The 23,524-nt window shown below is 48.0% G+C and carries 22 protein-coding genes; 9 read left to right on the top strand and 13 right to left on the bottom strand.

Annotation, left to right across the window (positions count from 1 at the left end):
- Nucleotides 1-37: 37 nt before the first annotated feature.
- Entirely contained in the window at nucleotides 38-385 is a 348-nt protein-coding gene (locus tag PPHA_RS07620; RefSeq protein ID WP_012508275.1) for a hypothetical protein, read from the top strand.
- Nucleotides 382-1,029 (top strand): dephospho-CoA kinase, encoded by a 648-nt coding sequence (gene coaE / locus PPHA_RS07615; protein WP_012508274.1) that lies wholly within the window; start codon nucleotides 382-384, stop codon nucleotides 1,027-1,029. Before PPHA_RS07620 ends, coaE begins: the two co-directional genes overlap by 4 nt.
- Here the strand turns inward: coaE and PPHA_RS07610 are convergent.
- Complete coding sequence (locus tag PPHA_RS07610; protein WP_012508273.1) at nucleotides 1,009-2,034, bottom strand: alpha/beta hydrolase; 1,026 nt, start codon at nucleotides 2,032-2,034, stop codon at nucleotides 1,009-1,011. The genes coaE and PPHA_RS07610 overlap by 21 nt on opposite strands.
- Nucleotides 2,031-2,873, bottom strand: coding sequence for a twin-arginine translocase subunit TatC (tatC, locus tag PPHA_RS07605; protein WP_012508272.1), 843 nt, complete (start codon nucleotides 2,871-2,873; stop codon nucleotides 2,031-2,033). The genes PPHA_RS07610 and tatC overlap by 4 nt, the downstream gene beginning before the upstream one ends.
- Before the next feature lie 283 nt (nucleotides 2,874-3,156).
- Here tatC and PPHA_RS07600 point away from each other — a divergent pair, with 283 nt between their 5' ends.
- Nucleotides 3,157-4,131: a polyprenyl synthetase family protein gene (locus PPHA_RS07600; RefSeq protein WP_012508271.1), complete on the top strand. Its 975-nt coding sequence runs from the start codon at nucleotides 3,157-3,159 to the stop codon at nucleotides 4,129-4,131.
- A 71-nt stretch (nucleotides 4,132-4,202) separates the two neighbouring features.
- Nucleotides 4,203-4,937 carry a PASTA domain-containing protein gene (locus tag PPHA_RS07595; protein WP_012508270.1) on the top strand — a complete coding sequence of 245 codons (735 nt, stop codon included), beginning with the start codon at nucleotides 4,203-4,205 and terminating at the stop codon, nucleotides 4,935-4,937.
- Nucleotides 4,938-4,943: 6 nt separating this feature from the next.
- Here the strand turns inward: PPHA_RS07595 and PPHA_RS15940 are convergent, their stop codons facing one another.
- The 9 genes from PPHA_RS15940 to PPHA_RS07555 all read right to left on the bottom strand — a co-directional run bounded on the left by PPHA_RS15940 (nucleotide 4,944) and on the right by PPHA_RS07555 (nucleotide 14,507).
- On the bottom strand, nucleotides 4,944-5,117 hold the full coding sequence (locus PPHA_RS15940; protein ID WP_012508269.1) for a hypothetical protein: 174 nt from the start codon (nucleotides 5,115-5,117) through the stop codon (nucleotides 4,944-4,946).
- Between the two features lie 63 nt (nucleotides 5,118-5,180).
- Nucleotides 5,181-5,381, bottom strand: a complete 201-nt coding sequence (locus tag PPHA_RS07590) for a DUF2934 domain-containing protein (RefSeq protein ID WP_012508268.1) — start codon at nucleotides 5,379-5,381, stop codon at nucleotides 5,181-5,183.
- Between the two features lie 92 nt (nucleotides 5,382-5,473).
- The gene (locus PPHA_RS07585; RefSeq protein ID WP_012508267.1) at nucleotides 5,474-6,511 is read right to left on the bottom strand and encodes an ABC transporter permease; all 1,038 of its coding nucleotides are present in this window, start codon (nucleotides 6,509-6,511) and stop codon (nucleotides 5,474-5,476) included.
- Between the two features lie 15 nt (nucleotides 6,512-6,526).
- Entirely contained in the window at nucleotides 6,527-8,068 is a 1,542-nt protein-coding gene (locus PPHA_RS07580) for an ABC transporter ATP-binding protein (RefSeq protein WP_012508266.1), read from the bottom strand.
- A 20-nt stretch (nucleotides 8,069-8,088) separates the two neighbouring features.
- Nucleotides 8,089-9,045 carry a zinc-dependent alcohol dehydrogenase gene (locus PPHA_RS07575; protein ID WP_041526772.1) on the bottom strand — a complete coding sequence of 319 codons (957 nt, stop codon included), beginning with the start codon at nucleotides 9,043-9,045 and terminating at the stop codon, nucleotides 8,089-8,091.
- A 189-nt stretch (nucleotides 9,046-9,234) separates the two neighbouring features.
- Nucleotides 9,235-9,813 (bottom strand): Maf family protein, encoded by a 579-nt coding sequence (locus tag PPHA_RS07570; protein WP_012508264.1) that lies wholly within the window; start codon nucleotides 9,811-9,813, stop codon nucleotides 9,235-9,237.
- 11 nt (nucleotides 9,814-9,824) lie between these two features.
- Entirely contained in the window at nucleotides 9,825-11,585 is a 1,761-nt protein-coding gene (locus PPHA_RS07565) for a sodium:solute symporter family protein (protein ID WP_012508263.1), read from the bottom strand.
- 39 nt (nucleotides 11,586-11,624) lie between these two features.
- Complete coding sequence (locus PPHA_RS07560) at nucleotides 11,625-12,536, bottom strand: carbohydrate kinase family protein (protein ID WP_012508262.1); 912 nt, start codon at nucleotides 12,534-12,536, stop codon at nucleotides 11,625-11,627.
- 60 nt (nucleotides 12,537-12,596) lie between these two features.
- Nucleotides 12,597-14,507, bottom strand: a complete 1,911-nt coding sequence (locus tag PPHA_RS07555) for an alpha-amylase family protein (protein ID WP_012508261.1) — start codon at nucleotides 14,505-14,507, stop codon at nucleotides 12,597-12,599.
- An 83-nt stretch (nucleotides 14,508-14,590) separates the two neighbouring features.
- Here PPHA_RS07555 and truA point away from each other — a divergent pair, with 83 nt between their 5' ends.
- The 3 genes from truA (at nucleotide 14,591) to PPHA_RS07540 (ending at nucleotide 18,580) form a co-directional block, all read left to right on the top strand.
- The gene (truA, locus tag PPHA_RS07550; protein WP_012508260.1) at nucleotides 14,591-15,322 is read left to right on the top strand and encodes a tRNA pseudouridine(38-40) synthase TruA; all 732 of its coding nucleotides are present in this window, start codon (nucleotides 14,591-14,593) and stop codon (nucleotides 15,320-15,322) included.
- Nucleotides 15,323-15,434: 112 nt separating this feature from the next.
- A complete protein-coding gene (locus tag PPHA_RS07545; RefSeq protein ID WP_012508259.1) occupies nucleotides 15,435-17,120 on the top strand; it encodes a lytic transglycosylase domain-containing protein in 1,686 nt (561 codons plus the stop codon).
- Nucleotides 17,121-17,392: 272 nt separating this feature from the next.
- On the top strand, nucleotides 17,393-18,580 hold the full coding sequence (locus tag PPHA_RS07540; RefSeq protein WP_012508258.1) for an ArsA family ATPase: 1,188 nt from the start codon (nucleotides 17,393-17,395) through the stop codon (nucleotides 18,578-18,580).
- A gap of 92 nt (nucleotides 18,581-18,672) precedes the next feature.
- On the opposite strand, the gene serA is transcribed toward PPHA_RS07540, so the two are convergent.
- Nucleotides 18,673-20,253, bottom strand: coding sequence for a phosphoglycerate dehydrogenase (serA, locus tag PPHA_RS07535; protein ID WP_012508257.1), 1,581 nt, complete (start codon nucleotides 20,251-20,253; stop codon nucleotides 18,673-18,675).
- A 295-nt stretch (nucleotides 20,254-20,548) separates the two neighbouring features.
- Between serA and PPHA_RS07530 the strand changes: the two genes are divergently transcribed.
- On the top strand, nucleotides 20,549-21,601 hold the full coding sequence (locus PPHA_RS07530; RefSeq protein ID WP_012508256.1) for a 3-deoxy-7-phosphoheptulonate synthase: 1,053 nt from the start codon (nucleotides 20,549-20,551) through the stop codon (nucleotides 21,599-21,601).
- A 54-nt stretch (nucleotides 21,602-21,655) separates the two neighbouring features.
- The gene (locus tag PPHA_RS07525) at nucleotides 21,656-22,789 is read left to right on the top strand and encodes a hypothetical protein (RefSeq protein ID WP_012508255.1); all 1,134 of its coding nucleotides are present in this window, start codon (nucleotides 21,656-21,658) and stop codon (nucleotides 22,787-22,789) included.
- Between the two features lie 69 nt (nucleotides 22,790-22,858).
- On the opposite strand, the gene PPHA_RS07520 is transcribed toward PPHA_RS07525, so the two are convergent.
- Nucleotides 22,859-23,521 (bottom strand): TorF family putative porin, encoded by a 663-nt coding sequence (locus PPHA_RS07520; RefSeq protein ID WP_012508254.1) that lies wholly within the window; start codon nucleotides 23,519-23,521, stop codon nucleotides 22,859-22,861.
- Nucleotides 23,522-23,524: the final 3 nt, after the last annotated feature.

The following is a 23,524-nucleotide window of genomic DNA, read 5'->3' as shown; positions in this document are numbered from 1 at the left end:
GGTTATCTGAATATATCAACAGGGGGCTGGGTGCGCGATGAAATGCAGTGATACCATTCGAAGTTTTTTTATTTGTCTTGTTTTCTCTTGTGTTCTGTCAGGATGCGGTGCACAACAATCTTTACCTCTTGACAGGGATGATCTGCATTTTGCCGGATTTTACAGCGATTATCTCCTTGAATCGGGAGTGGTGGCTGCAGATGAAGGCGCCGCACTTGCCGCACTTGATGCTTCAGAGGTCAGTGCACTTCTCTTGAAGCACGCTCTTACCCAGGAGAGTCTGAAACGCAAGATTGAAATTTACAAGAAAAATCCTGAACTCTGGAAATCGATTCTTGTTCAGGTGCGGGCGACCATTGTAAAAAAAACAGGGAGAGCTGAATGATGCACAGCTATCCTTTTCTGGTCGGTATAACGGGAGGGCTCGGGAGCGGGAAATCAATGGTTTGCCGTTTTCTTTCGGAGATGGGTTGTGCTCTTTTTGAATCAGATCAGGTGGCAAAGGAGCTGCAGCTTCATGATCCCGAAGTGATTGAGGGGATTAAGGCGCTTTTTGGGGAAAAGGTTTATTCGCTTGATCTTTCCGGTAATCTGGTGCTGGATCGAAAAACAATTGCGGCCGTTGTTTTTTCTTCTTCCGATAAACTTGCTGCACTGAACAGGCTTGTCCATCCAAAGGTGTTGGCCGAATTCAGCCGCGCAGTGCTTGATGCCCGACGGCGGAGGGTAAAAATTCTGGTGAAAGAGGCGGCAATTCTTTTTGAATCAGGTGGAAATGAGGGACTTGATGTTGTGGTTGTTGTGGCTGCTGAACTGCAGGATCAAATTGAGCGGGCCGTGCTGAAAGGGATGGGGGAGCGTGAAGGGATCGTAAGGCGACTGGCAACACAATGGCCTCAGGAGAAGCTGATTGCAAAAGCTGATTATGTCCTTTACAACAGGGGCTCTCTTGTTGAGCTGAAAAAAGAGACCGAAGCGCTTTTTCAGGTATTGCTTCAGGCCGCCGAATCACTCTGCAATAACTGCTGACAGTGCAGGCAGTGAGACGTTGAATCGATAGGAGGTGTTGCTGTGCGAGTCCATGAACTCTTCATAGCGGTGCGCGATTGCATAACGTTCGGCTTTGGCTGAAAATATCCTGTTACCGAATTGCAGATTGTATTCGTCGAGGGTTCCGCAGTCAAGGAAAAGCAGGTCAAGTGAACGAAGTGCGTCACGGTACTCTTCATGCTCAATCATCTCTACCGGATCAAAGCTCAGCCATTCGTTCCATATTTCACTGATGGGTTCGCAGGTGTAGGGATTGAATGGCAGTCGCATGTTTTCGGGTGCGACTTTTCCGGAATCGGGAGAGTAGGCCGCAGCCATGGCAATCAGGTCAAGAAGGGCGAACTCTTTTTGAGGTTTTTTCAGTGCATTTTCATAGGCGCCCAGGAAGTTGGCAATGCTGCCCTGATAGTGCTCAAGGATTTTTGCGGCAGCCGGGAAATTGGGCTTATAGCAGAGTTCGAAGCACATGTCGCCGCTGTGGCAGGCAATGGCAGCAAACTGATCCGGGTGTTTCATGGCAAGTCGGAGTGCTCCAAACCCGCCTGATGATTTTCCGGCCAACGCCCTGTGCTTCCTTGCTGCAAGGGTACAGAGCGTCCGGTCTATGCAGGGAACCAGTTCATCAACGAGATAGGTTTCGTAGTTGCCTGTTGCTGCTGAGTCTACATACTGGGAGCCCCCGTAACGGGTCATGCAGTCAGGCATAACCATGATTGTTTCCTGCATTTTCCCTTCAGCAATAAGTGCGGCTGCCATCTCCGGTACGCTTTGACGCCCGAAGCTGAAGTTCATGAAACTTGCTCCTGTAGAGGCAAACCCCGCAAGAAGATAGATAACCGGAAACCGTTTTTTTCCGTCGTAGGAGGGTGGAAGATAGACCGGAATCCGGCGTTCGCTCGGGTCATTAAGGGGGTTCCCGGCAAGGGTGATGCCCGGTATGTCAAGTTCAATAATCCTGGGGTATGTTCTTTCGGCTCTTGTCATGATTTCAATGCGGCATTGTTCCGGTTGACCCGTGCTGAAATCAGGATGCTGAGCTCATAGAGAAGGATCATCGGGAGGCCGATGATAAGCTGGGTGACCAGATCGGTTGAGGGGGTAACGAGTGCAGCAACAATCAACAGAAACACGATGGCATGTTTGCGATAAAACCGCATGAATGCAGGTGTCAATAGACCGATTTTGGAAAGGATATAGGAGATGAACGGAAGTTCGAAAACCAGTCCTGCTGTCAGAAGTGTTCCGATGAAGAAACTGACATAGTCTTGTACCGAGATATTGTTTTTGATCAGGCTTGTTCCAAATCCTGCAAAAAATTGCAGCGAGATGGGCAGAAAGACGAAATAACCAAAGGCAATGCCGGAAAAGAAGCAGAGGGAGATAAAGAGTATTGAAAAACGACTGGCTTTACGTTCGTGTTCATGCAGGCCGGGAGCAACAAACTGCCAGATTTGCCAGGCGATGAAGGGGAATGAGAGAATGAATCCTGCAAAAAAGACGACCTGAAAGTAGAGGGAGACCTGTCCATAGGGGACAAGGTTCTGAAGTACCAACCCTTCACTGCTTCTTTTGAGTGGTCCGATAAGAATTTCGTTGACCAGAAAGTCGGCATAGGTGGCACACAGGGCGGTGACGATGAGCAGCGCGATACCGGTTTGGATCAGTCGTGACCGGATCTCTTCGAGATGGCCAATAAAATTCATTTCGTTTTCTGGTTCGGCTTCGCTGGCCTCACTGGTCTCGCTGACTTTGCTGATTGCTGTGCTCTTTGGGTCACTTTCCGGCAGTTGCCGTGAGGTTGTGGATTCTATCTCTTCGGGCATTGTTTTGATAGTGGCTGCTGTTGTGGCTGAGATCTTTTTTTGGGAACGACAAGAATCACAAAACATAGCAACAAAGATGCATGTAGCCAAGAAATTGTTTCAGTGGTTTGCGAGAGAGGGGTATTTTACTTTGTAATCAGCCCTTAATATGGACTTTATTTGCTCTTCAGGAAGCGATACCCTTTCACTGATTTTTTTTGCTCCCGGAAATGTTATACTTTTCCTCCTTTTCAAGAGCTTCAGTTGGTATGCGGGGCTTGTCACGTAATTGTCCGGGGAATTGGTGAATATCAAGGATGTTGTTGCATCGGTAGCCGGTGAGATTGAGATTTTTCAGCAGAGGTACAAGGTGGTGCTGCAAGGCCAGAATACACTGGTCGACAAGGTTACCCGTTATGTGCTCAAGCAGCAGGGAAAACAGATTCGCCCGGCTATGGTTTTACTTGCCGCTCAACTGTGTGGAGGGGTAAATGAGTCGAGCTATCGTGCGGCTATTATGGTTGAGTTGCTTCATTCGGCAACACTGATCCATGATGATGTGGTTGACGGCGCCGAGATGAGGCGTGGTCTGGCATCAATCAACGCACTTTGGAAAAATAAGATTTCAGTTCTTATTGGTGATTATCTGCTTTCCAAGGGTTTGCTCTATTCTCTTGAATACAAGGATTATGGCTTTTTGCACATGGTTTCCGAGGCGGTTCGCCGGATGAGTGAGGGTGAAATTTTTCAGATACAGAAAACCCGCAGTCTTGATATTTCCGAGGCGGATTATCTCAGTGTCATTGCCGATAAGACAGCTTCGCTCATCTCTTCAGCCTGTGCAATGGGCGCTATGAGCGCGACCACTGATGAGGTGCGTATTGCTGCTCTGAAAAGTTATGGGGAATATCTTGGTCTTGCATTCCAGATTCGTGATGATCTGCTTGATTATACAGGGGATTCAAAAAAAACCGGCAAGCAAATGGGTATTGATATCAAGGACAAGAAAATAACGCTCCCTCTTATTTATGCGCTTCTTCATGCCCCGGTTGCAGAGCAGAAGATGATTCGCTCTATTTTGAAAAGTTCACGTAAAAGAGCGGTGAAGAGCGGAGAGGTTATTGCGTTTGTTACAGGCAAGGGTGGGCTTGTCTATGCTGCTGAAGTTGCAGAAGGATTTGCTGCAAAAGCGGTGGCTTCTATCAGCTCTTTTCCTGAAAGCGCAGCAAAAACCTCGCTGCTGCGCCTCGTTGATTTTGTCATGAAAAGAGAGTATTAGCAGGCTCGTTACACAAGGGGTTGGCTTTTTGATCAGAGGATAATTGAGGAAATAATGGTACCACAAGCGAGATGAAAAAAGCAGGGTTGATCATTCTTTTATGCATCGGTTTTGTCGTGATGCTCGACAAGCTGATAATGCCCTTCTATATTTCACAGGGAAGTGTCAAGGTTGTTCCTGATGTTCTTAACATGGATTATGATGAGGCTTCCGGGCGATTGCGGCGAGCCGGATTTGAGGCAAAAAAAAGCTACCATGTCAAATATCTCAGCCGTGTTGATTCCAATATTGTTCTTTCCCAGATTCCTGAAGCGGGAACGGAGGTAAAACCTGGCAGGAATGTCTATCTGGTGGTTAACAAGCGCGAAAAGCCTTCGTTTACTATGCCGGATCTTCTCGGAAGAGTTGAATTCGAGGCGCGTCAGATTGCCCTTCGTATGGATATGGATGTTGCGGATGTCCAGTTCAACATCGTTACCAGTCCTGACCTGGATGGACGGGTGCTGAGTCAGTCAATTCCGCCCGAGGCAACTGTAAAGTCAGGCTCTTCTGTTTCGGTCGTTATCGGTCGTTATGAGGCGCCGGTACAGAGTGCGGAAAAAATTGCAGTGCCGAATGTTCTCGGCATGTCTCTTCTTCAGGCAGAGCGTACTATTGCGGAAGCAGGCCTCCCTATGGGAAGGGTTGCTACCGAATATTCAGCTTTTCTTGTTCCCAATACGGTCATCAGCCAGAGGCCTGGGGTAGGTTCTCTCGTTTCGCCCAACCAGCCGGTGGCGCTTACGGTGGTCATCATGGAAGAGTAGACGCAATCATTTATAGTTGGCTTTTTTGTACTCTTCCCGAAGATCTTTTATGCCGGTCGTCCGGTCGTTGCCGTCGCTGATGATACCGAAATATTCCATGATGATTCGCCCAACCAGCCAGAGGCCAGCGAACATAATTGAGAGTGATCCCCAAAGAGAGGAGATGCTTTTTTTTATCATAGTGAGGTGTTGATAATCATAAAAAAGGCCACTCGTTCACCGGAATGGCCTTGCAGTGCAGGTTCAGTCAGTAAGCGTGTCTTCAGCTTCAAGCCAGTCGTCGGAATCTGAACCGTGTTTCTTTCCTTTCTGTTCCCACCGGTAGTATGCGGCTATCTTCAAGCGCTCTTCGCGCATTTCCGGTGTAACGGCGAAGTCATGTTTTTTCCTTTTTTTTGCAGGATATTTATCTTCGCTCTCTTTTTCTGTGTTTCTTTTTCCCATTGTTTCCGTCTCTTTATTATCGGTAGATATGAGCTTGTGGAAGCATCCCCAAGATAAAAAATAATCCTGTAACAGGGTAGAGGGCTGGCTATTTAATTTTTCTCATGCAGCCATCTTCTGCCAAGAGCGCTGAAGGTAATGACGAGAAGGATGGTGAGGGCTTCAATGATCATGAAAATATCCTTTGGGATGTATGCATTGACGGTCAGTCCTCCATATTCGAGGACTCCGAAAAAGAGGGCTGAGAGAAGTATCCATAACGGATGGGCACCGGCGAGAAGTGCGACGGCGATTCCTGTAAAGCCGATTCCTCCACTTATTCCAGCTTCATAGTAGTGTTTGTAGCCGAGGACGAGGTTCGCGGCTCCCAGACCGGCTGCAGCGCCACCGATACCCATTGCGGTGAGTGTATGCATCCCGGCATTGATTCCTCCATATCGGGCAGCATCAGGTTGCATGCCGGCAGCTCGCATCTCATAGCCATATCTTGAATGAAAGAGCAGAATCTGGAAGAGCAGGGCAAGAGTGAGAGCAAGCAGTGTACTGAGATTTGCTGGTGAGTTGGCGAACCAGCCTGTTACGGTATCGAAAGTTGGTATGGTTGCTGCGGCCGTGATTGGTGGAGTGTGGTCTGTTGAGGGGATCGCAAAGTGCCAGGTAAGCAAGTATCCGGTAATACCCTGGGCAATAAAATTGAGCATGATGGTTGCAATGACCTCATTGACGCCGAAGCGTACTTTGAGCACGCCCGCAACAAGCGCCCAGCATGCACCTGTCGCCATTGCCGATATGATACAGAGCGTGATTGCTGCAAGTGGTGGGACGAAGGCAGGAAGCATTGCTCCGGTCATTGCTGCTGCAAAGGCGCCCATCTGAAGCTGCCCCTCAGCACCGATGTTGAAGAGTCTGACCTGGAAGGGGAGTGCAACGGCAAGGGCTACAAAAACAAGTGTTGTCATTTTGAAGAGCACCTGCCCGGTTCCGTATGGCGAGCCAAGTGTGGCATGAAACATTTTTTGGAAAATCATGACCGGATCGCGACCTGCCATGAAAATAAGCAGACTGCTGACAACAAAAGCTGTGAGGATCGCGAGTATGGGGATGAGCAATGTGAGGCTCTTTCTACTCATGGCAGGGATATCTATTCAGGTGATATAAAGGCCGATCTCTTTCTGGAACTCATACTCGGACTCTCTTTTGAGTTCTACCTCTTTCTGACTGAATTCATGGCGAATCGAACCTTTATAGAGGCATCCGATGCGGGTTGACAGTGCCGTGATCTCATCAAGTTCGGAGGAGAGAAGAAGGATTGCTACGCCTGTTGAGCGTGTTTCAAGAATTTTTTTATGGATTGTTTCAATGGCGCCGATATCAACGCCCCGGGTTGGCTGGGCAAGGAGAAGAAGGGAGATGGCAGGTCGTTTGAGTTCTCTTGCGAGGACGACCTTTTGCTGGTTGCCTCCCGAGAGAGTGCTGAGCGGCTGCCGGGAGGGGGAGCCGCATCTGATGTCGTAGATGGTGGTCATCTCTGCGGCATTCCGTTCGAGTTCGTGGTTGTTGAAACCAATTCCCCGGTGAAAAGAGGGCTCCCGATGTCGTCCGAAAATGAGGTTTTCAGAAACGGTGTAGTTGGTAATAACTGCATGGCGCAGGCGGTTTTCAGGAATGTGTGAAACGCCCATTAGGGCTATTTCGGCGGGCTTTTTTCCGATGAGTTGCTCTCCCTGGAGCAAGGCTTCGCCAGAGATGATGCATCCTTCAGGTACAAGCCCCCAGAGTACCTGCAGGAGTTCACTTTGTCCGTTGCCTTCAACTCCTGCAATGCCATAGATTTCACCGGCTCTGATCTTCAAGGTGAGGTCATGGAGTTTCAGTGCACCCTTTCTGGTGCGAAACCCGAGCTTCTTGATGGAGAGAATTGTTTGGCCAGGGGTGGGCTCTGGATTGGTGACTCGTAAAAGGAGAGTGCGTCCCACCATCATCCGTGCAAGCTCTGCTTTTGTTGCGGAAGAGGCTGGCAGGGTACCGACGATTTCACCTCTTCTCATTACACTGATCATGTCGGCTGCGGCGAGTACTTCGTCCAGTTTGTGGGTAATGAGGATAATGGTTTTTCCCGTGTCGCGAAGGGAGCGGAGTGTTGCAAAAAAGGATTCCGTTTCAGCAGGGGTGAGCACTGCAGTCGGTTCGTCAAAAATCATGATGGCGGCATGACGAAAGAGGAGCCTGAGAATTTCAACTCGCTGCTGTTCTCCGATACTGAGGTTTCCAACCAGAGCATCAGGGTCGACAGCCAGCCCGTAGGCTTGGGCATTTTTCAGGATCTGCTCTTTACTTTTTTTCAGGGGAATGCGCTGAAAAAGTCTACTTTGTTCATTGCCAAGGATAATGTTTTCGGTGACTGATAGCTCTGGAACAAGCATAAAGTGCTGATGAACCATGCCGATACCTGCGTTGATGGCGTCACGGGGAGAGGTGAAGCGGAGAGCTTTACCCGATATGATCATTTCGCCTGAGGTCGGCTGGTGTATGCCGTAGATGATTTTTGTAAGCGTGCTTTTTCCCGCTCCATTCTCCCCGACCAGGGCGTGAATGGTTCCCTCCTTCACCTCAAGTGAGATATTGCTGTTTGCGGAAAAATTTCCAAACTTTTTTGAGATACTTCTCAACTGTATGGCAACACTCATAGCGTGAAGGTTGTCCGTGCTTAGAGCCAGCTCAACACGGTCTTGATGGAATCTTTGCTGTCAAGCGCTTTGCGATAGGCCAGTTCGTACTGTGCGACGGGGAAGACATTGGTGAAAAATTTTTCAGTCTCAATTCTTCCGCTTTCAAGTACAGCAAAAGCCTCCTTCAGGTGAGAACCGGTGGTAATGCCGGAGCAGATGATGACGGGCTCCTTATGCTGTATCAGTCTGTAGTCATAGGCCATAACCTCATAGTTGCCCATCAGCAGGACAATTGCCTGTGCTTTCATCAGCCGGGCAGCTTTTTCCACAAGAAGAATCCTTCCGGTGGTTTCGATAATAAGATCGTAGCTGTTGTTGAAATCCTGGGTAAAATCGTCGATATCGAGAGCGATATGTTCAGCATGGGAGAGTTGTCCCCTGATGCTGAAGGTTTCAACGGCATCGATGTGTTTATAGCCGAGAGATTGCAGGTATTCGGCAACCATGAGTCCGACCGAGCCGAGACCAAGTACAAGAATCCTTGACGAAGCATCAAGAGGTACCTTTTCCACGGCGCTGACGGCATAGGCAAGAAGGCCGATAAGCAGATCCCTGTGGATGGGAGGGCGGCCAAGGGCAAAGAGGTTCTCGTGAGATGTGGGGATGGTCTCCGCATGGCAGCCTCCATAGGGTTCGATTCCACTCCAGCGATCTCCCTTGAAGGCATAGACAAAATCGCCGGGCTGCAGCTCTGTTACGCTTGGGCCGATTGTGAGAATCTGGCCGATAGCTTCACTGCCAGGCATGATGGGATATTTGAAAACCCGGCTTGATACCGCCTTGTTGGTCAGAAGAAGCCGGTCAAATCCCGGCGTGATGGTGCTCGCAATGGTTTTTACCAGAACATCGCCGGGTTCACTGGCATGATATGCAGCACGTTGCAATTTAAGCTTGTTGGCTTTCTGCAGGACAATCGCCTGGGTTTCTCCCTTCATGGTCATAGGTATAGGGTTACATCTTGAACGGTTATTTCAGAGCGTAGAAGGCGGAAGATAACGAGGGTGCGCAAATATGTAAAACGGAAAGAAAAATGCTCATCCACGTCTCATGAGCTATCCATGAAAAAATTCGGGGAGGTGATTTTCTTTTCATGAGAGCGCTGAATGTCTGATCGATTGTATGGATTATAAAAATGTTTTAAGCGCCTTGCAGACTCTTGAAAGTGGCAGTCCGACAACGTTATGGTAGCACCCTTCAATTCGCCGGATATAACAGGCCATCAGGGGATCCTGAATGCCGTAGGATCCAGCCTTGTCGTAGGGTTTTTCCGAGAGGATGTAGCGCTTGATTTCGTTGTCGGACATCGGCTCCAGTTCCACAGTGGTGGTTACGCATTCGGTGTGGATTTTGTCACAGCAGAGCAGTACAAAACCGGTGTAGACTCGGTGTGAGCGGTTCTGGAGGCTTTTGAGCATTTCGAATGCTTCGTCGAATCCTGCCGGTTTTCCATAAATCCGGTTTCCTTTTGCAACAACGGTATCGGCTGTGAGAATAATGGTTTTCCCGTTCTGTTTCGGCAGCAAGGCTGCTGCGCACTCCGCTTTTTCAAGGGCTATTTTGGTGACATTCTCCTCAATTGAGGATGTTGGGTCAAGCGTTTCTCTGGTCTCAATTGCCATCGTTTCAAATGGGATGAGTGTCAGCGAGAGAATATCGCGTCGTCTTGGTGACTGCGATGCGAGAATAAGAGCGGGTTTACCCATGAGTTATGGTGTCAGTTCAGGTTGTTCCAGCCCCTGCGGTTCAGGTCAGCAAAGATAAAGGATCCGGCAATGACTCCTGCACCAAGATAGAGTGAACCCTGGAGAATATCGCCAAAGATGAATTTTCCGGTACCGAACAGGATGGCATAGATCATGATAATGCCGAGTGCCCAATCAACAAAGAGCATGACGAAGCCGGTATCGGATTTAACGTCGGGCAGATTTCTTGAGATTTTTTTCCAAAGCAGGCCTCCGACCCGGGTTGTTCTGTAAAAGGTTTCCAACTGGGTGGTTTCGGTTGGTGGTGTCAGAAAGGTGACGATGAGGGTTGTGGTAATGGTAAAGGCAACGATGATGAAAATCGAAAAAGGAAAAGTTATGGTGGTAAAAAGCTGTAAGCAGGTGAATGCGATGAAGGGTGCCACCATGGAGGTGATTTCCGACCAGGCATTGAGCCTCCACCAGAACCAGCGGAGAATCAGGACAAAGCCGGTGCCTGCGCCGCACTGGATAATGAACTCCCATGCTCCGGTGATAGTGTCGAGCACAAAAAAGGTGATATAGAGTGCAAAAGCAGCCGTCAGGAATGTGGTGATTTTGGAAACGGTTACGTAGTGTCTTTCACTGGCGTCAGTTTTCAGGAAGCGCTTGTAAAAGTCGTTGATCAGGTAGCTTGTTCCCCAGTTCAGATGGGTTGAGAGTGTTGACATGTAGGCAGCAAGAAAGGCGGCGATCAGCAGTCCTTTCAGTCCGGGAGGCAGTACGGCCTTCATGACGTAGACGAACCCGTCTTCTTTCTGGTTTGCGGGAAGATCGGGAAACATGACGAGGCTGACCAGACCGACGATGATCCATGGCCAGGGTCTCAGACAGTAGTGGGCAACTGTAAACCAGAGGGTGGCAAGGAGCGAGTGTTTTTCGTTTTTGGCGCTCATCATGCGTTGGGCAATATAGCCCCCTCCGCCCGGTTCGGAGCCAGGGTACCATGAAGACCACCACTGAACAAAGGCCATAGCAGCAAAGGAGATGAACGGCATGGCAACTGCTCCGGTGATACTTTTTCCTGATGATGAGCTGAAGGTTGGAAAGAAGTCGAACATCCATGCAGGAAGGGCTTTTGTAAGGCCTCCGGCAGAGACGACGGCGGGCGACTGAACGGCGAGAACTGCAAGAATGATACAACCAGTCATGGCGATGACGAACTGCACGGCATCGGTAATGGAGACCCCCCAGAGGCCGGAAAGGCCGGAATAAAAGGTGGTCAGCAGCACAAGGGCCACAATGGTCAGTTCGGGGTTCAGTTCCGGTACCATGATTCTGATAATCTTGAACATGGCGAGGTTGACCCAGCCGATAATTATGGCGTTGATGAAGAGTCCGAAATAGATTGCTTTGAAACCGCGCAGGAAACGGGCTGCCGCTCCGCTGTAGCGCAGTTCAATGAATTCAAGGTCAGTCAAAATTTCTGCCCGCCGCCAGAGGCGGGCAAAAAAGAATACAGTCAACATTCCGCCTGAAACAAAGGTCCACCATACCCAGTTGCCGGCAATGCCGTTTTTGGCTACAAACCCTGCAACCGCCAGGGGGGTATCGGCAGCAAAGGTTGTTGCTACCATACCGGTACCGGCAATCCACCAGGGGAGCTTTCGGCCGGAAAGAAAAAATTCCCCCACATTTTCTGATGCGCGTGAGGAGAACCAGAGGCCGATACCGAGCGTCAGCAGGAGGTAGCCGACGATGAAACTGTAATCAAGGAGGGTGAGCTGTTCCATCACTTTTTTTCCTGAAATTGTTGTGGCCAGGGGATCGCCTTATTCGTCAATTCTTGAAAGTTCACGAAAACTGTGGTAGCGATCTTCGATTTCAAGCAGATTAAGAGCTGCAATCTTGTCGGTTCCGAACTTTTCTACACAGAAGCTTGCCATGGCGCTGCCGTAGAGAACCGCCCGGCGCAATTCGGTATCAGTGATGGTTTCGCAGCGGGAAAGGTGTCCGATAAAACCTCCCGCAAAGGTGTCGCCGGCACCGGTTGGGTCATAAATGGATTCGAGTGGATAGGCCGGAGCAGAAAAAATGCCTGTTTCGGTAAAGAGAAGGGCACCATGCTCTCCTTTTTTGATGATCAGGGTTTTTGGGCCCATCTGGCGGATGATTCTTGCTGATTTGACAAGGTTGGGATCACCGCTGAAAAGCCTTGCTTCGCTGTCGTTGATGATGAAAATGTCAACTCTTTCAAGGGTTTTTTTAAGTTCTTCCGGCTTCCCTTCGATCCAGAAGTTCATGGTGTCAAGGATGACGAGTTTCGGTTTGTTGATTTGGTCGAGCACCTTGAGTTGCAGTTCCGGGTCGATATTGCCAAGGCAGACAAATTCGGCATCCCTGTATTGCTCGGGAACAACGGGATCGAAATCAGCAAAGACGTTCAACTGGGTGTCGAGCGTATCGCGGGTGTTCATGTCGTAATGGTAGCGGCCTGCCCAGCGGAAGGTTTTCCCTTCGTCAATCACTTGTATCCCTTTGGTGTCGATGTTTCTGGAGTGCAGCAGTTCGAAATGTTCATTCCCAAAGTCTGATCCGACAACGCCGACCATTTGTATTTTGTCGGTAAAATAGCTTGACGAGAGGGCAATGTAGGTGGATGATCCGCCAAGGGTGTTGTCGGAACGTCCAAAAGGGGTTTCGATATCGTCAAAGGCAAGTGAGCCTACAATGAGAATAGACATAAGAAGCGATGGGTTTGGTTAATGGAAAAGTACGGAAGTTACGTTTTCGATGATTGTATTTCAAAGCTCGGGAGGCAATTCAAACAGCATGCATTCTCCTGGTTTGCAGCTCACCTCAAGCCGATGCTCCTTGATCGGCAGATGTGTTTCGCTGATCAAGTCGTACAGGGAGCAGTTTTCCATGCTGAACTCAAGAAAACCACTCCTGGTATCGTTGATGTTGCTGTTACCGACAAACAGAAGTGATCGACCGGCTGCAGTTCTCATCACGGCAAAAAGATCCTGTTGGCTGATATAGGGAATGGTTATTGAACCGGCTTCGCCCGAGAGTATGAGGTCGAGATAGCTTCCCCGTATTTCGAGAATTTTGCGGATATAGCCGTTGAGTGGCCTGAGACCATTGCTGTTTTCCCAGTCGAAACTGAATGCGCTGAAAAGAGGGAGTTTTTCGGGAGGGTAAAGAGTCCGGTCTTCGGCAGTGAAATTCAGGCCGAGGTTAATGGGATACCATTCACAGAGCTCCATGCCCGACTGAAGAAACGGGATGGTTGGCAGTATGGCACTGAGTGTAAAGATAAAGATGGAGTGGTTCCGTCCAGCTTCCTGGCAGGGATAACGGAAACAGACTCTCGGTGTGTTGTGATTTTCGCCTGTACCGAAAAATGGCAGTGCGACGCCGGTTTTGTTGAGGTGGTTCAAGAGCCCTCTGATAAAAACAATATCATGGATAACAAAGGGGAGTGAACCGAAGACGGCGTTGAACCCTTCAGCCAGAATTTCGGGAGAGGGATTGAAATTTTCATCCCAAAAGGCAAAATCGGCTCTTTTTTCGCGTGCCTTGCGGACAATTGTCTGTTTTAATTGTGTTGGCAGTGCATGGCCCATATCGATCATTGCGCCATCAATCTGATATTCATCCTGATAGAAGGGAATGATATCAGCGATCTCGTCCCAGAGGCTTGTGTTGAAGGTGGCGGGATCATCAAGGGCACTGTCGTACATTCTGATGGTGTTGTAAGCGATGTAATTGAATGCATCATGGGTATGCATTTTCAGATAGGTGACATCGCTCCATGCGGGCTGCTGGTCATCAGGGGGCCAGTCGGAGAAGGCACTTGCAATTCGGCATAATGTTCCGTCTGCTGCGTTGCCCTGAAGGTCTTCTTCTCCGCAGAGTGTTACGGGCTGGGCAACGAACTGTTCCCGGTACTCTGAAGGGGGGGTTGGGAGGTTGTGCCGTTCGTGGCGGTCAACTACCTCATAAATCCGGTTGAGTGTCTCCCGGTCAAAATGGGGGGGACCGTAATTGCGCGTACATTCATTCTCTTTAATCCAGTAAAACCATTCGGGATGAGCTGTTATCCATGAGCTGTCGATGGCGGTTGTCCTGAAGACGAATTCAAGCACAACGTACATATCAAGGAGATGTGCCGCTTCGACAAATGCTTTGAGGAGAAGTTCCGCTGAAAGTTCAAGTACCGGTTCGACGAGCAGGGGATCAAGTTTTCGCGGATTTTTGACCGCATAGGGGGAACCGAGAACTCCTTTTCTGCACGTTGTTCCTATTTCTGTGAGCGGAAGAAGATAGATGGTATTTGCACCAAGATTCTTTATATACGGCAGGAGCGCTATGGCTTTGAGCAGAGTGCCTGTTTCTCTGAATCCGCATGAAAGAGGCTCTGTGCTGATTGAACCGTCACCGTCATGATCAAAAGCTGTTGCGGTACGGATAAAGAGGTTATAGACTACAGCACTGCTTCTCCAGTCGGGATTTTGTGGCTTTCGGGCAGGGTTTTCCCGGCTGTTCAGGATTGTTTCGATAATTTGAGCGAAGTAAGCAGCAGGGTTGACCTGTTCAGTACCGCTCTCTTTCCCGCTCCAGATGCCGGGAACATTGTAGTGGTTTTCGGTTTCAGGGCTTTTCAGGCTTTTCAGCGCATGAAGGAGCGATGCAAGGTGAGTTTTCTGCAACGTAATGTAATTGTTTTTCTGGTAGATGACGGGAAGATAACTATTATTGGAAAGCTAATGTACTAAAGATTTTATTTCTCTTTATGAAGAACATAAGGGTTACTGTTGAATATGACGGAACCTCGTTTGCCGGCTGGCAGCGGCAGTCGGGTGCTATTGTTACCGTTCAGGGGGAGATTGAAGTCGCACTTGGTAAAATTTTGCAGGAAAAGATCTCTCTTGCTGCAGCAGGGAGAACGGATAAGGGGGTTCACGCCAGGGCTCAGACGGCAAACTTTTTTACAGCATCATCTCTGGAGCCATCCCGGATTGTGCATTCACTGAACTCGCTTCTGCCTCAAACAATCAGGATAAGCAATCCCGAAGAGGTTGATGCTGATTTTCATGCAAGGCATAGTGCCAAAGAAAGGCAATACCGCTATTTCCTTATCGAGGAGCCTTCGGCGATTTATGGGCGGTTTGCGGGCTGTTCGTTCGGTAAGCTTGATGTAGCGATTATGCAGCAAATGGCAGCCATCCTGGTCGGTACTCATGATTTCTCGGCTTTTTCAAAGGAAGACAGAGATAACCCGGGTCGGATATGTAGCGTAACGGCTTGCAAATGGTACCCCTGCAAACATTACCTTGTTCTACGGATTTCAGCGGATCGCTTTTTGCGAAGTATGGTGCGCTATCTGGTGGATGCCATGATACGTGCAGGAAAGGGGAGGCTTTCGGTTGGGGACTTCTGTCGGATGCTTGAAACCGGGGTCACGACCAGTCAGCTTAATCCAGCATTGCCGGCAGGTCTTTTTCTCTGGGACGTACTCTACTGATGCTGGCGTCATTTGCTCATGTTTACAGATAAACGCAAACGATTATTGTAATAGTCAGGAACTGTTTTTATGTTACTCCGATAGTTTACACAGGGATTTTTGCTGTTGCAGCATGGATCGTTTAACAACCACTGCCCAAATAAAACTGCCGCTTGTGAAAATCAGCTTTTCGTATACGTTGCTTAAGGTGTTGCTTTCAGCACTTCTTTTCCAGTTGCCGGTTTTTCCGGTTCGTGCTGCAGAATCTCAAACCAATAGCAAAGAGCAGTTTGCCAGGTCGACTGTTGCCGAGATTCTTGACAGTTTGGTGAATGCGACCTATTTCAAGGATGAACATTTTTCTGTTCCTGCCCGGGAGGGTGACAAGTTCGGATTTCCAGCAACATTTGTACCCCAGTTCAGTGATTCGGTATATGTGGCAAGGATGGCCGCACTTAGACGTAAAACGCCGATAAATCTCGTATTTAATGAGCATGTTCGCGGATTTATACGACTTTATGCTGTTGACAGGAGAAGCTCAACGGCTAAAATTCTGGGATTGAGCAAACTCTATTTTCCTCTTTTTGAAGAGAAATTGGATGCCTGCAATGTGCCTCTTGAGATGAAGTATCTCGCTATTGTGGAATCTGCCCTGAATCCGACGGCGGTCTCTTCTGCCGGGGCAAAAGGGTTATGGCAGTTTATGTACGGAACCGGAAAAATGTACGGATTGCAGTCATCTTCCTTTATTGAGGATCGTTATGACCCTTACAAGGCTTCAGTTGCTGCAAGCAGGCATTTAAGGGATCTCTACAATATCTATGGAGACTGGTTCCTTGCCCTTGCTGCTTATAATTCCGGTCCGGGAAATGTCAACAAGGCTATCAGGAGGGCTGGAGGAATAAAGGATTATTGGGCAATATGGGATTACCTTCCGGCAGAGACCAGGGGCTACGTTCCAGCGTTCATTGCTGTGAACTATATTATGAGTTACTACAATGAGCACAATATTCGTCCGGTTGAACCGGGATTTTTGTATCAGGATATTGATACGCTGAAAACGACACGTCTTTTGTCGTTTGAACAGATCAGTGAGACCATAGGTGTGCCGATGGGTGATCTCCGATTCCTTAATCCGCAATATAAACTGGGTATTATTCCTGCAGCGGCATCTGTTTCTCCCAATGTCATCAGACTTCCAAGGAGATATGTTGCTCAGTTCCAGAAGCGTGAAGAGGAGATCTATGCTTACAAGTCTGCAGCAACGCTGGAGCGTGAGAATCTTTATGCCCGGCTTGAAAGTCTCAATGCTGAGCCTCGCAGCCGCACTGTTGAGTCGGGAGCTGCAGACAATGCCCAGAAAGTACATATCGTGCAATCAGGAGAAAGTCTGGGCTCTATTGCACGGTTGTATCGTGCCTACATCAGTCAGCTCATAGCGTGGAATAACCTTAAGGATGCCGATGTTACTCCGGGTCAGAAGCTTATCGTTTTTGGCGCACCGGATAACAGCACTTCTGCACAGGTGGATAAGCCAAAAGGCAATGATGGTGGAGGTAAAAAAATAATACGTTACAGGGTGCGGAGAGGCGATACGCTTCTCTCTATTTCAAGGAAGTATCATACTACCGTTCAGCATTTGATGGCGCTGAACAATCTGGGTGGCAGGATGAAAGTTCTTCCTGGTCAGCGTCTCAAGGTTGAGGGTGAGACCTTCACCACAAAGAAGCACTCATCATCCCGGAAGGTTTCGGCTGCAAAGAATCGAAAAGCGAAAAAAGCAAGACATACTCGTCATTCCCGGAAGCGCAGGCGTTGATCATCAAGGGAAAAGACTTTTGTTGATCCCGCTGGTTTTTGTGTTGACGCGTTCTTGTTCAGCTTGTTGACAGGGATGTGAGCAGCTCTCAAGGGTCAATCTGTTTTTTTGGGGGGGGGCTGATTTTTTTAGTATCGGAATTGTTTTCGTCGTATTCAATTTATGGATAATTTGTTATCTTAGGCCTTTTCAGGTTGGACAACTGACGGAGAATAATTGTTGGTAGAAACCGCTTTATTCAATAATTCTTTAAATGAGAATAACTAAAACGTATGCGTAATATCATTTTTACCGGAAAAGGTGGTGTTGGTAAGACCTCTGTAGCAGCCGCAACAGCGCTTAAGGCAGCAGATATGGGGTACAAGACCCTCATTATGTCTACCGATCCGGCCCACAGTCTGGGTGACTCGCTCGATGTTAAGTTAGGACCTTCGCCAGTAAAAGTTGCTGAAAATCTTTGGGGTCAGGAAGTCAGCGTTTTTGGTGATCTCAATCTGAACTGGGATGTAGTCAGGGAGCACTTCGCTCATTTGATGGAATCTCGTGGAATTGAGGGGGTTTATGCTGAGGAGATGGGTGTGCTTCCAGGTATGGAAGAGCTCTTTTCCCTCTCGTATATTAAACGTTACAATGAGCAGCAGGAGTATGATCTTCTTGTTGTTGATTGCGCACCAACCGGTGAAACACTTCGTCTGCTCTCCCTGCCTGAAACATTTGGATGGTTTATCAAGCTTATCCGTAATGTCGAAAAATTTATGGTAAAGCCGGTTCTCAGGCCGCTTTCGAAGAAAATCAAGAAAATGGACGATTTTGTGGCTCCAGTGGAAGTTTATGATAAGGTTGACAATCTTTTTTCTTCTACGGAAGGGATTATTGATTTGTTGGCCGACAGTTCAAAAACGACCATGCGGCTTGTCATGAATCCTGAAAAGATGGTGATCAAGGAGTCTATGCGTGCCTTGACCTATCTTAATCTTTACGGCATTACGGTTGACCGCATTACGATTAACCGCGTTATGCCAGATCAGAGTCCCGATCCTTATTTCCAGAAGTGGCGTGCTATTCAGCAGAAGTACATTGATCAGATCAGTGAGGCTTTTGCACCAATACCGATCACCGAAGTACCTTTGTTTGATGATGAGGTTGTTGGTCTTCCGATGCTTCGCAGGGTAGGTGAGAAAGTTTATGGTGACCTGAATCCTCTCGATGTCTTCTTCAACGAGAACCCTATTGATATCAAGAAGGTTTCTGATGGTCATTACAAGGTTCGCGTCAGATTGCCTTTTATGGAAAACATGGGACTGGAGCCAAAAATCCTCAAACTTGGCGACGATCTTACTATCCGTATTGGTGATTACCAGAAAATTGTTGCCCTTCCGATTTTTCTTGCCGGCATGGAGTCAACAGGCGCCTCTTATGAAGACAAGTGGCTGAGTGTTGATTTCGAAAAGGCGAAATAATCAGGGTGGTTCGCTTCTTATTTACTATGAACACAACAAAAAACCTGCTACGATGGCAGGTTTTTTGTTGACTGTTTTTTCTTTTTCAGAGTTCAGAGCGAAACAAGGTTGGCGACATCAACACCATTAACGTTCCTCACTTCATCGAGTAACACCGGTGTAACTTCACCATCAACTACAATTGCGGTCATTGCCATATTTTTCTCCTCATCCCTTGAAAGGGCCACATAGGCGACATTCAGATTATGCTGCAACAGTAACTGGGTGACATTGGCAATGACGCCTGGTTTGTCGGTATTGTTGTAAATAATGATGTTGCCTTCCGGTTTGAATTCCACAAGAAACTGGTCGATCATGACAATCCTGATCTCCTTCTCACCAAAGATGGTGCCGCCGATCATGCGTTTTGTTGTTCCGTTCTCAAGTTCAATGCGGATCAGGTTGGTATAGTCCGGATTCTCTTTTTCAAATTTCTGCTCCAGGCTTATGCCGCACTCTTTTGCCATGGTGAATGCATTAATGTAATTGGTGTCTTTCGACTGCCTGACATCAAGAAAGCCTTTAAGGGCTGCCGCTGTAATGACTTCATTGAAGGTGTGAAGGAACTCACCAGAGGTTCTGACGGTCATTTTGTTGGCTTGATCGGGAGCCATTTGTGCCAGTGTAGCTCCGAGTTTTTCCGCCAGTGTAAGATATGAGCGTACCCCCGGGGCCTGTGCAAGTTCGACAGCGGAGGCATTAACGGCGCCTTTGAGTTTTCCTGTTTGCTTCCACTCGACAATCTGATCGGCGATTTGAATGGCAACCTTTTCCTGAGCTTCGCTGGTGGATGCGGCAATATGCGGGGTAGCAATAACCTGATCGAGTTTGAGAAGTGGATTATCAGGGCTGACGGGTTCAGTTTCAAAAACATCAAGTGCCGCAGCAGAGACTTTTCCGGAAAGAATGGCTTCCGCAAGATCGGCTTCATTAATAATTCCACCTCGGGCGCAGTTGACGATGATTACTCCATCCTTCATCAAGTCAAGCGTCTCTTTTGAAATCAGATTACGGGTTGATTCGTTAAGGGATGAGTGGATAGTGATAAAATCGGCACGCATGAAATTTTCATGCAGGGGAAGGAGCTCAATGTTGAGTTTTGCAGCATATTCGTCAGGGATCATGGGGTCATAGGCAATTGTTTTCATTCCGAATGCCTGCATACGGGATGCTACTTCACGCCCGATTTTTCCAAGACCGATCACAGAAAGGGTTTTACCCTCAAGTTCGACGCCGGAAAATTTTGTCTTACTCCAGTTTCCCTGCTTCAGATCTGCTGTTGCCTGGGGGATACGACGTGCAGCGGAGAGCATCATGGCGCAGGTGTGTTCAGCAGCGGAAACTGTGTTTCCTCCAGGGGTGTTCATTACGATAATGCCATTGCGGGTGGCAGCCTCAAGGTCGATGTTATCCACTCCGGCTCCGGCTCTTCCGATAAGTTTCAGCTTTGTGCCGCACTCGATAATTTCTGCGGTAACTTTCGTTGCGCTCCTGACGATCAACTTGTCAAAGTTCCCGATGATCTCCTTGAGTTCATCCTTGCTGATTTTTGGCTTTTCGGTTACCGTAAAACCGTTTTGAGTGAGTATCTGACCGCATTGAGGGTCAATACCGTCAGTGATCAGTACGTTCATATTTTTGTTTGATTATGGATTGCCTGTAATTTTATTGGATAATGTTTCAATGGCGGTTACACCTTTTTATTTGCACCTTTGCTATTTACTGGTATAATATATTTTTTTTGAGGCTATTCGATTAAAGAAATCTTGTCGCGACGAGCAGCATACATAAATGATTGCATAAAAAAACAGAGATTTTTTCTGTGTACCATTTTGATGAATTTATAGACATGGATGCTCATGATATTCGTGTGGTTTTTTTATCTTGCCTCAAGTAAATCCTTATGATGTTATTATTGCTGTAGAAAGAATGGAACAGTTACATGATTTAAGAGTTTCGCGTATTATTCGTCTTGCTTCCCCAAGGGCACTGAAGGAGATGCTGCCGGTTGGTGAGAAGGTTGCCGCGACAGTAACGGCTGGACGTCGTGAAGTTGAAAATATATTGACTGGCAAGGATTCAAGAATGCTGGTGATTGTCGGTCCCTGTTCAATCCATGATATGGATGCCGCTCGGGAGTATGCCTCAAAACTGTCCGTATTGCGCACGGAACTCCAGCATGATCTCTGCATCATGATGCGGGTTTATTTTGAAAAACCACGTACGACTATTGGCTGGAAAGGGTTTATCAACGATCCTCATCTTGATGATACCTACGATATAGAGCATGGTCTGTTTCATGCCCGAAAGCTTCTGCTTGAAATCAATGAAATGGGTTTGCCGTCCGCGACTGAATTTCTTGATCCCATATCGCCTCAGTATGTTGCAGATCTGGTGAGTTGGGCCGCAATTGGGGCTCGGACTATTGAATCACAGACTCATCGGCAGATGGCCAGCGGACTTTCCATGCCGGTCGGTTTCAAAAACTCTACGGATGGCCGACTTAACGTTGCCGTTGATGCGATCCGTTCAGCAATGCATCCCCACAGTTTCCTTGGTATTGATCAGGAAGGACACAGCAGTGTCATTACAACGAAAGGGAACCCCTTTGGGCATCTTGTGTTGCGGGGTGGAGAGAAACCAAATTATGATGCAGCAAGTATTGCTGTCGCAGAGTCATGGATTGGCAAGTCCGGTCTTGAGCCGTCACTTCTTGTTGATTGCAGTCATGCCAATTCAGGCAAAAAACATGAGCAACAGCTTACTGTCTGGGATAATATTCTCAAACAGAAAACCGAGGGTAACAAAAGTATCGTTGGTGTCATGATTGAGAGTAATCTCTATTGTGGCAACCAACCTTTCCCCGAGGATCCTGACAAGCTGAGATATGGGGTTTCCATTACTGATGAATGTCTGTCATGGGAAGAGACAGAACGCATGCTCCGTGAGGGGGCCGCTGTAATGCGCAAGCTTTTTCAGTAAGTCAGCTTTGAGAGACCGTTCCGCGTCTGACAAATTTATCGAGTGAGGGGTTCTATGGCCATTGAGATTCGACAGGTTCAGAATAAAAAAGAGCGAAAACAGTTTATCACTTTTGCGTGGCAGATTTACCGCAAGAGTCCTGAACTCAATAAGTATTGGGTGCCGCCGGTTATTGAGGATTACATGAAAACACTCGATACCAAGCTTTTTCCCCTCTATGATCATGCCGAATTAGCCCTCTTTACTGCCTGGAAAGATGGCGTTATGGCGGGCACCATTGCCGCGATTGAGAATCGTCGCCATAATGCAGTTCATGAAGACAAGGTTGGCTTCTGGGGTTTTTTTGAGTGTATCAATGACCAGGGTGTTGCTGACGCCTTGTTTGGCGCAGCGGCAGGGTGGCTCAAAAAGAGGGGACTCAATGCCATGCGTGGACCGGTGAGTCCATCCATGAACGATCAGTGCGGTATGTTGACAAGAGGATATGACAGTTCGCCAGTTTTCCTCATGCTCTACAATCCCCCCTATTACAATGATCTTGTTTTGAAATACGGCCATCATATCGGTCAGGAGCTTCTTGCCTGGTATATCGATCAGGAGAGTATTGATATCGAGCGTCTGCGCCGTATATCAGAGCATGTCAAGAAGCGGGAAGGATTGACCATACGTACCATGAACATGAAGGATTTTGACCGGGAAGTTGATCGTATGCGGGAGATTTATAACAAGGCCTGGGAGAAAAACTGGGGTTTTGTTCCGATGACCGACAAGGAGTTCTATTTTCTTGGTAAAAGTCTCAAGCCTCTTGCAAATCCTCACTACATCTTTTTTGTTGAGGATCGTAACAAGCGTACGATCGGTTTTTCACTCTCGCTTCCCGATGTCAATCAGGCTCTCAGGCATGTAAATGGCAACCCCTTTTCACCCATTGGTCTTCTGAAATATCTCTGGTACAGTCGAAAAATTACTATGGTGCGCACTATTGTGATGGGTGTGCTGCCTGAATATCGCAACAAGGGTGTTGACAGTATCATGAATGCCGAAATTGCTGATTATGGCGGTCAGCACGGGGTTCATGCAAGTGAGATGAGCTGGATACTCAAAGCCAATGAAGCTATGAGCAAGCTTGCAAAGGTGATTGGCGGTACACCTTATAAAGAGTATGTTATTTACGAAGCAGATATTTAGCTCAATGGCAGGTATAAAAAAAAGGAGGCCTTTTGAGAAAGCCTCCTTTTTTTGTTTCGGGAACCGGGTTCAGAACGATGCCATAAAGACAAGGTTTGATTTAGCGGTGTCAGGGTTGTAGATGTACGATGCAGTGAAGCGGTCTTTGGAAACCGATATACCGGTGTTGACAAGAGCGATATTGTCTCCATCACCATCGCCATAGAAATCTTCATCACCTAATCCCACAACGCCTTTTGCCGTATAGCCATCCTTGTCGTAGAACTTGTAGCCGGCTTCGCAGTATTTTGCATTATCGGTATCAAGTCCAGCGACGTTGATTGCGGCCAGAAGGCTGAGATTGTCTTTTGTATAGCCAACGCTGAGTTCAACCACGTTGGAACCATCATCACTGAAATCAAATGAATCGCCGCCATCAGGTGAATTATAATCGGTTACAGTGAAGCTGAGTGGACCTACCGGCAGCGTTGCATAAAGATCAATCTCCTTGTGTCTGTTGCCCGCATCTTCACTGACAGCATAGGAACCCCATGCGCCAACAATAATACCGGTTGTCGGGCAGGTGTAGGAAAGGGCTGGCTGAATGGCTACTGAATTACCAAATTCGGTACCTCTAAAGACGTAACTGCTGACGACGTCTGCGCCGATTTTAAATCCTGCTGCCTGGGCGGTATTGCCGAGTCCAGCAAAAAGTGCTACTGCGAGGCTTAATAATTTTACTGCTTTTTTCATTGA

Origin of the sequence: Pelodictyon phaeoclathratiforme BU-1 (assembly GCF_000020645.1) — a bacterium.
GTDB lineage: Bacteria > Bacteroidota > Chlorobiia > Chlorobiales > Chlorobiaceae > Chlorobium > Chlorobium phaeoclathratiforme.
This window is presented reverse-complemented; position numbering and strand designations above follow the sequence as displayed.

Coding starts and splice junctions, on each gene's coding strand:
- PPHA_RS07620 (WP_012508275.1), top strand. CDS start 38: ATGAAATGCAGTGATACCATTCGAAGTTTTTTTATTTGTCTTGTTTTC.
- coaE (WP_012508274.1), top strand. CDS start 382: ATGATGCACAGCTATCCTTTTCTGGTCGGTATAACGGGAGGGCTCGGG.
- PPHA_RS07610 (WP_012508273.1), bottom strand. CDS start 2,034: ATGACAAGAGCCGAAAGAACATACCCCAGGATTATTGAACTTGACATA.
- tatC (WP_012508272.1), bottom strand. CDS start 2,873: ATGCCCGAAGAGATAGAATCCACAACCTCACGGCAACTGCCGGAAAGT.
- PPHA_RS07595 (WP_012508270.1), top strand. CDS start 4,203: ATGAAAAAAGCAGGGTTGATCATTCTTTTATGCATCGGTTTTGTCGTG.
- PPHA_RS15940 (WP_012508269.1), bottom strand. CDS start 5,117: ATGATAAAAAAAAGCATCTCCTCTCTTTGGGGATCACTCTCAATTATG.
- PPHA_RS07590 (WP_012508268.1), bottom strand. CDS start 5,381: ATGGGAAAAAGAAACACAGAAAAAGAGAGCGAAGATAAATATCCTGCA.
- PPHA_RS07585 (WP_012508267.1), bottom strand. CDS start 6,511: ATGAGTAGAAAGAGCCTCACATTGCTCATCCCCATACTCGCGATCCTC.
- PPHA_RS07580 (WP_012508266.1), bottom strand. CDS start 8,068: ATGAGTGTTGCCATACAGTTGAGAAGTATCTCAAAAAAGTTTGGAAAT.
- PPHA_RS07575 (WP_041526772.1), bottom strand. CDS start 9,045: ATGAAGGGAGAAACCCAGGCGATTGTCCTGCAGAAAGCCAACAAGCTT.
- PPHA_RS07570 (WP_012508264.1), bottom strand. CDS start 9,813: ATGGGTAAACCCGCTCTTATTCTCGCATCGCAGTCACCAAGACGACGC.
- PPHA_RS07565 (WP_012508263.1), bottom strand. CDS start 11,585: ATGGAACAGCTCACCCTCCTTGATTACAGTTTCATCGTCGGCTACCTC.
- PPHA_RS07560 (WP_012508262.1), bottom strand. CDS start 12,536: ATGTCTATTCTCATTGTAGGCTCACTTGCCTTTGACGATATCGAAACC.
- truA (WP_012508260.1), top strand. CDS start 14,591: ATGAAGAACATAAGGGTTACTGTTGAATATGACGGAACCTCGTTTGCC.
- PPHA_RS07545 (WP_012508259.1), top strand. CDS start 15,435: ATGGATCGTTTAACAACCACTGCCCAAATAAAACTGCCGCTTGTGAAA.
- PPHA_RS07540 (WP_012508258.1), top strand. CDS start 17,393: ATGCGTAATATCATTTTTACCGGAAAAGGTGGTGTTGGTAAGACCTCT.
- serA (WP_012508257.1), bottom strand. CDS start 20,253: ATGAACGTACTGATCACTGACGGTATTGACCCTCAATGCGGTCAGATA.
- PPHA_RS07530 (WP_012508256.1), top strand. CDS start 20,549: ATGGAACAGTTACATGATTTAAGAGTTTCGCGTATTATTCGTCTTGCT.
- PPHA_RS07525 (WP_012508255.1), top strand. CDS start 21,656: ATGGCCATTGAGATTCGACAGGTTCAGAATAAAAAAGAGCGAAAACAG.
- PPHA_RS07520 (WP_012508254.1), bottom strand. CDS start 23,521: ATGAAAAAAGCAGTAAAATTATTAAGCCTCGCAGTAGCACTTTTTGCT.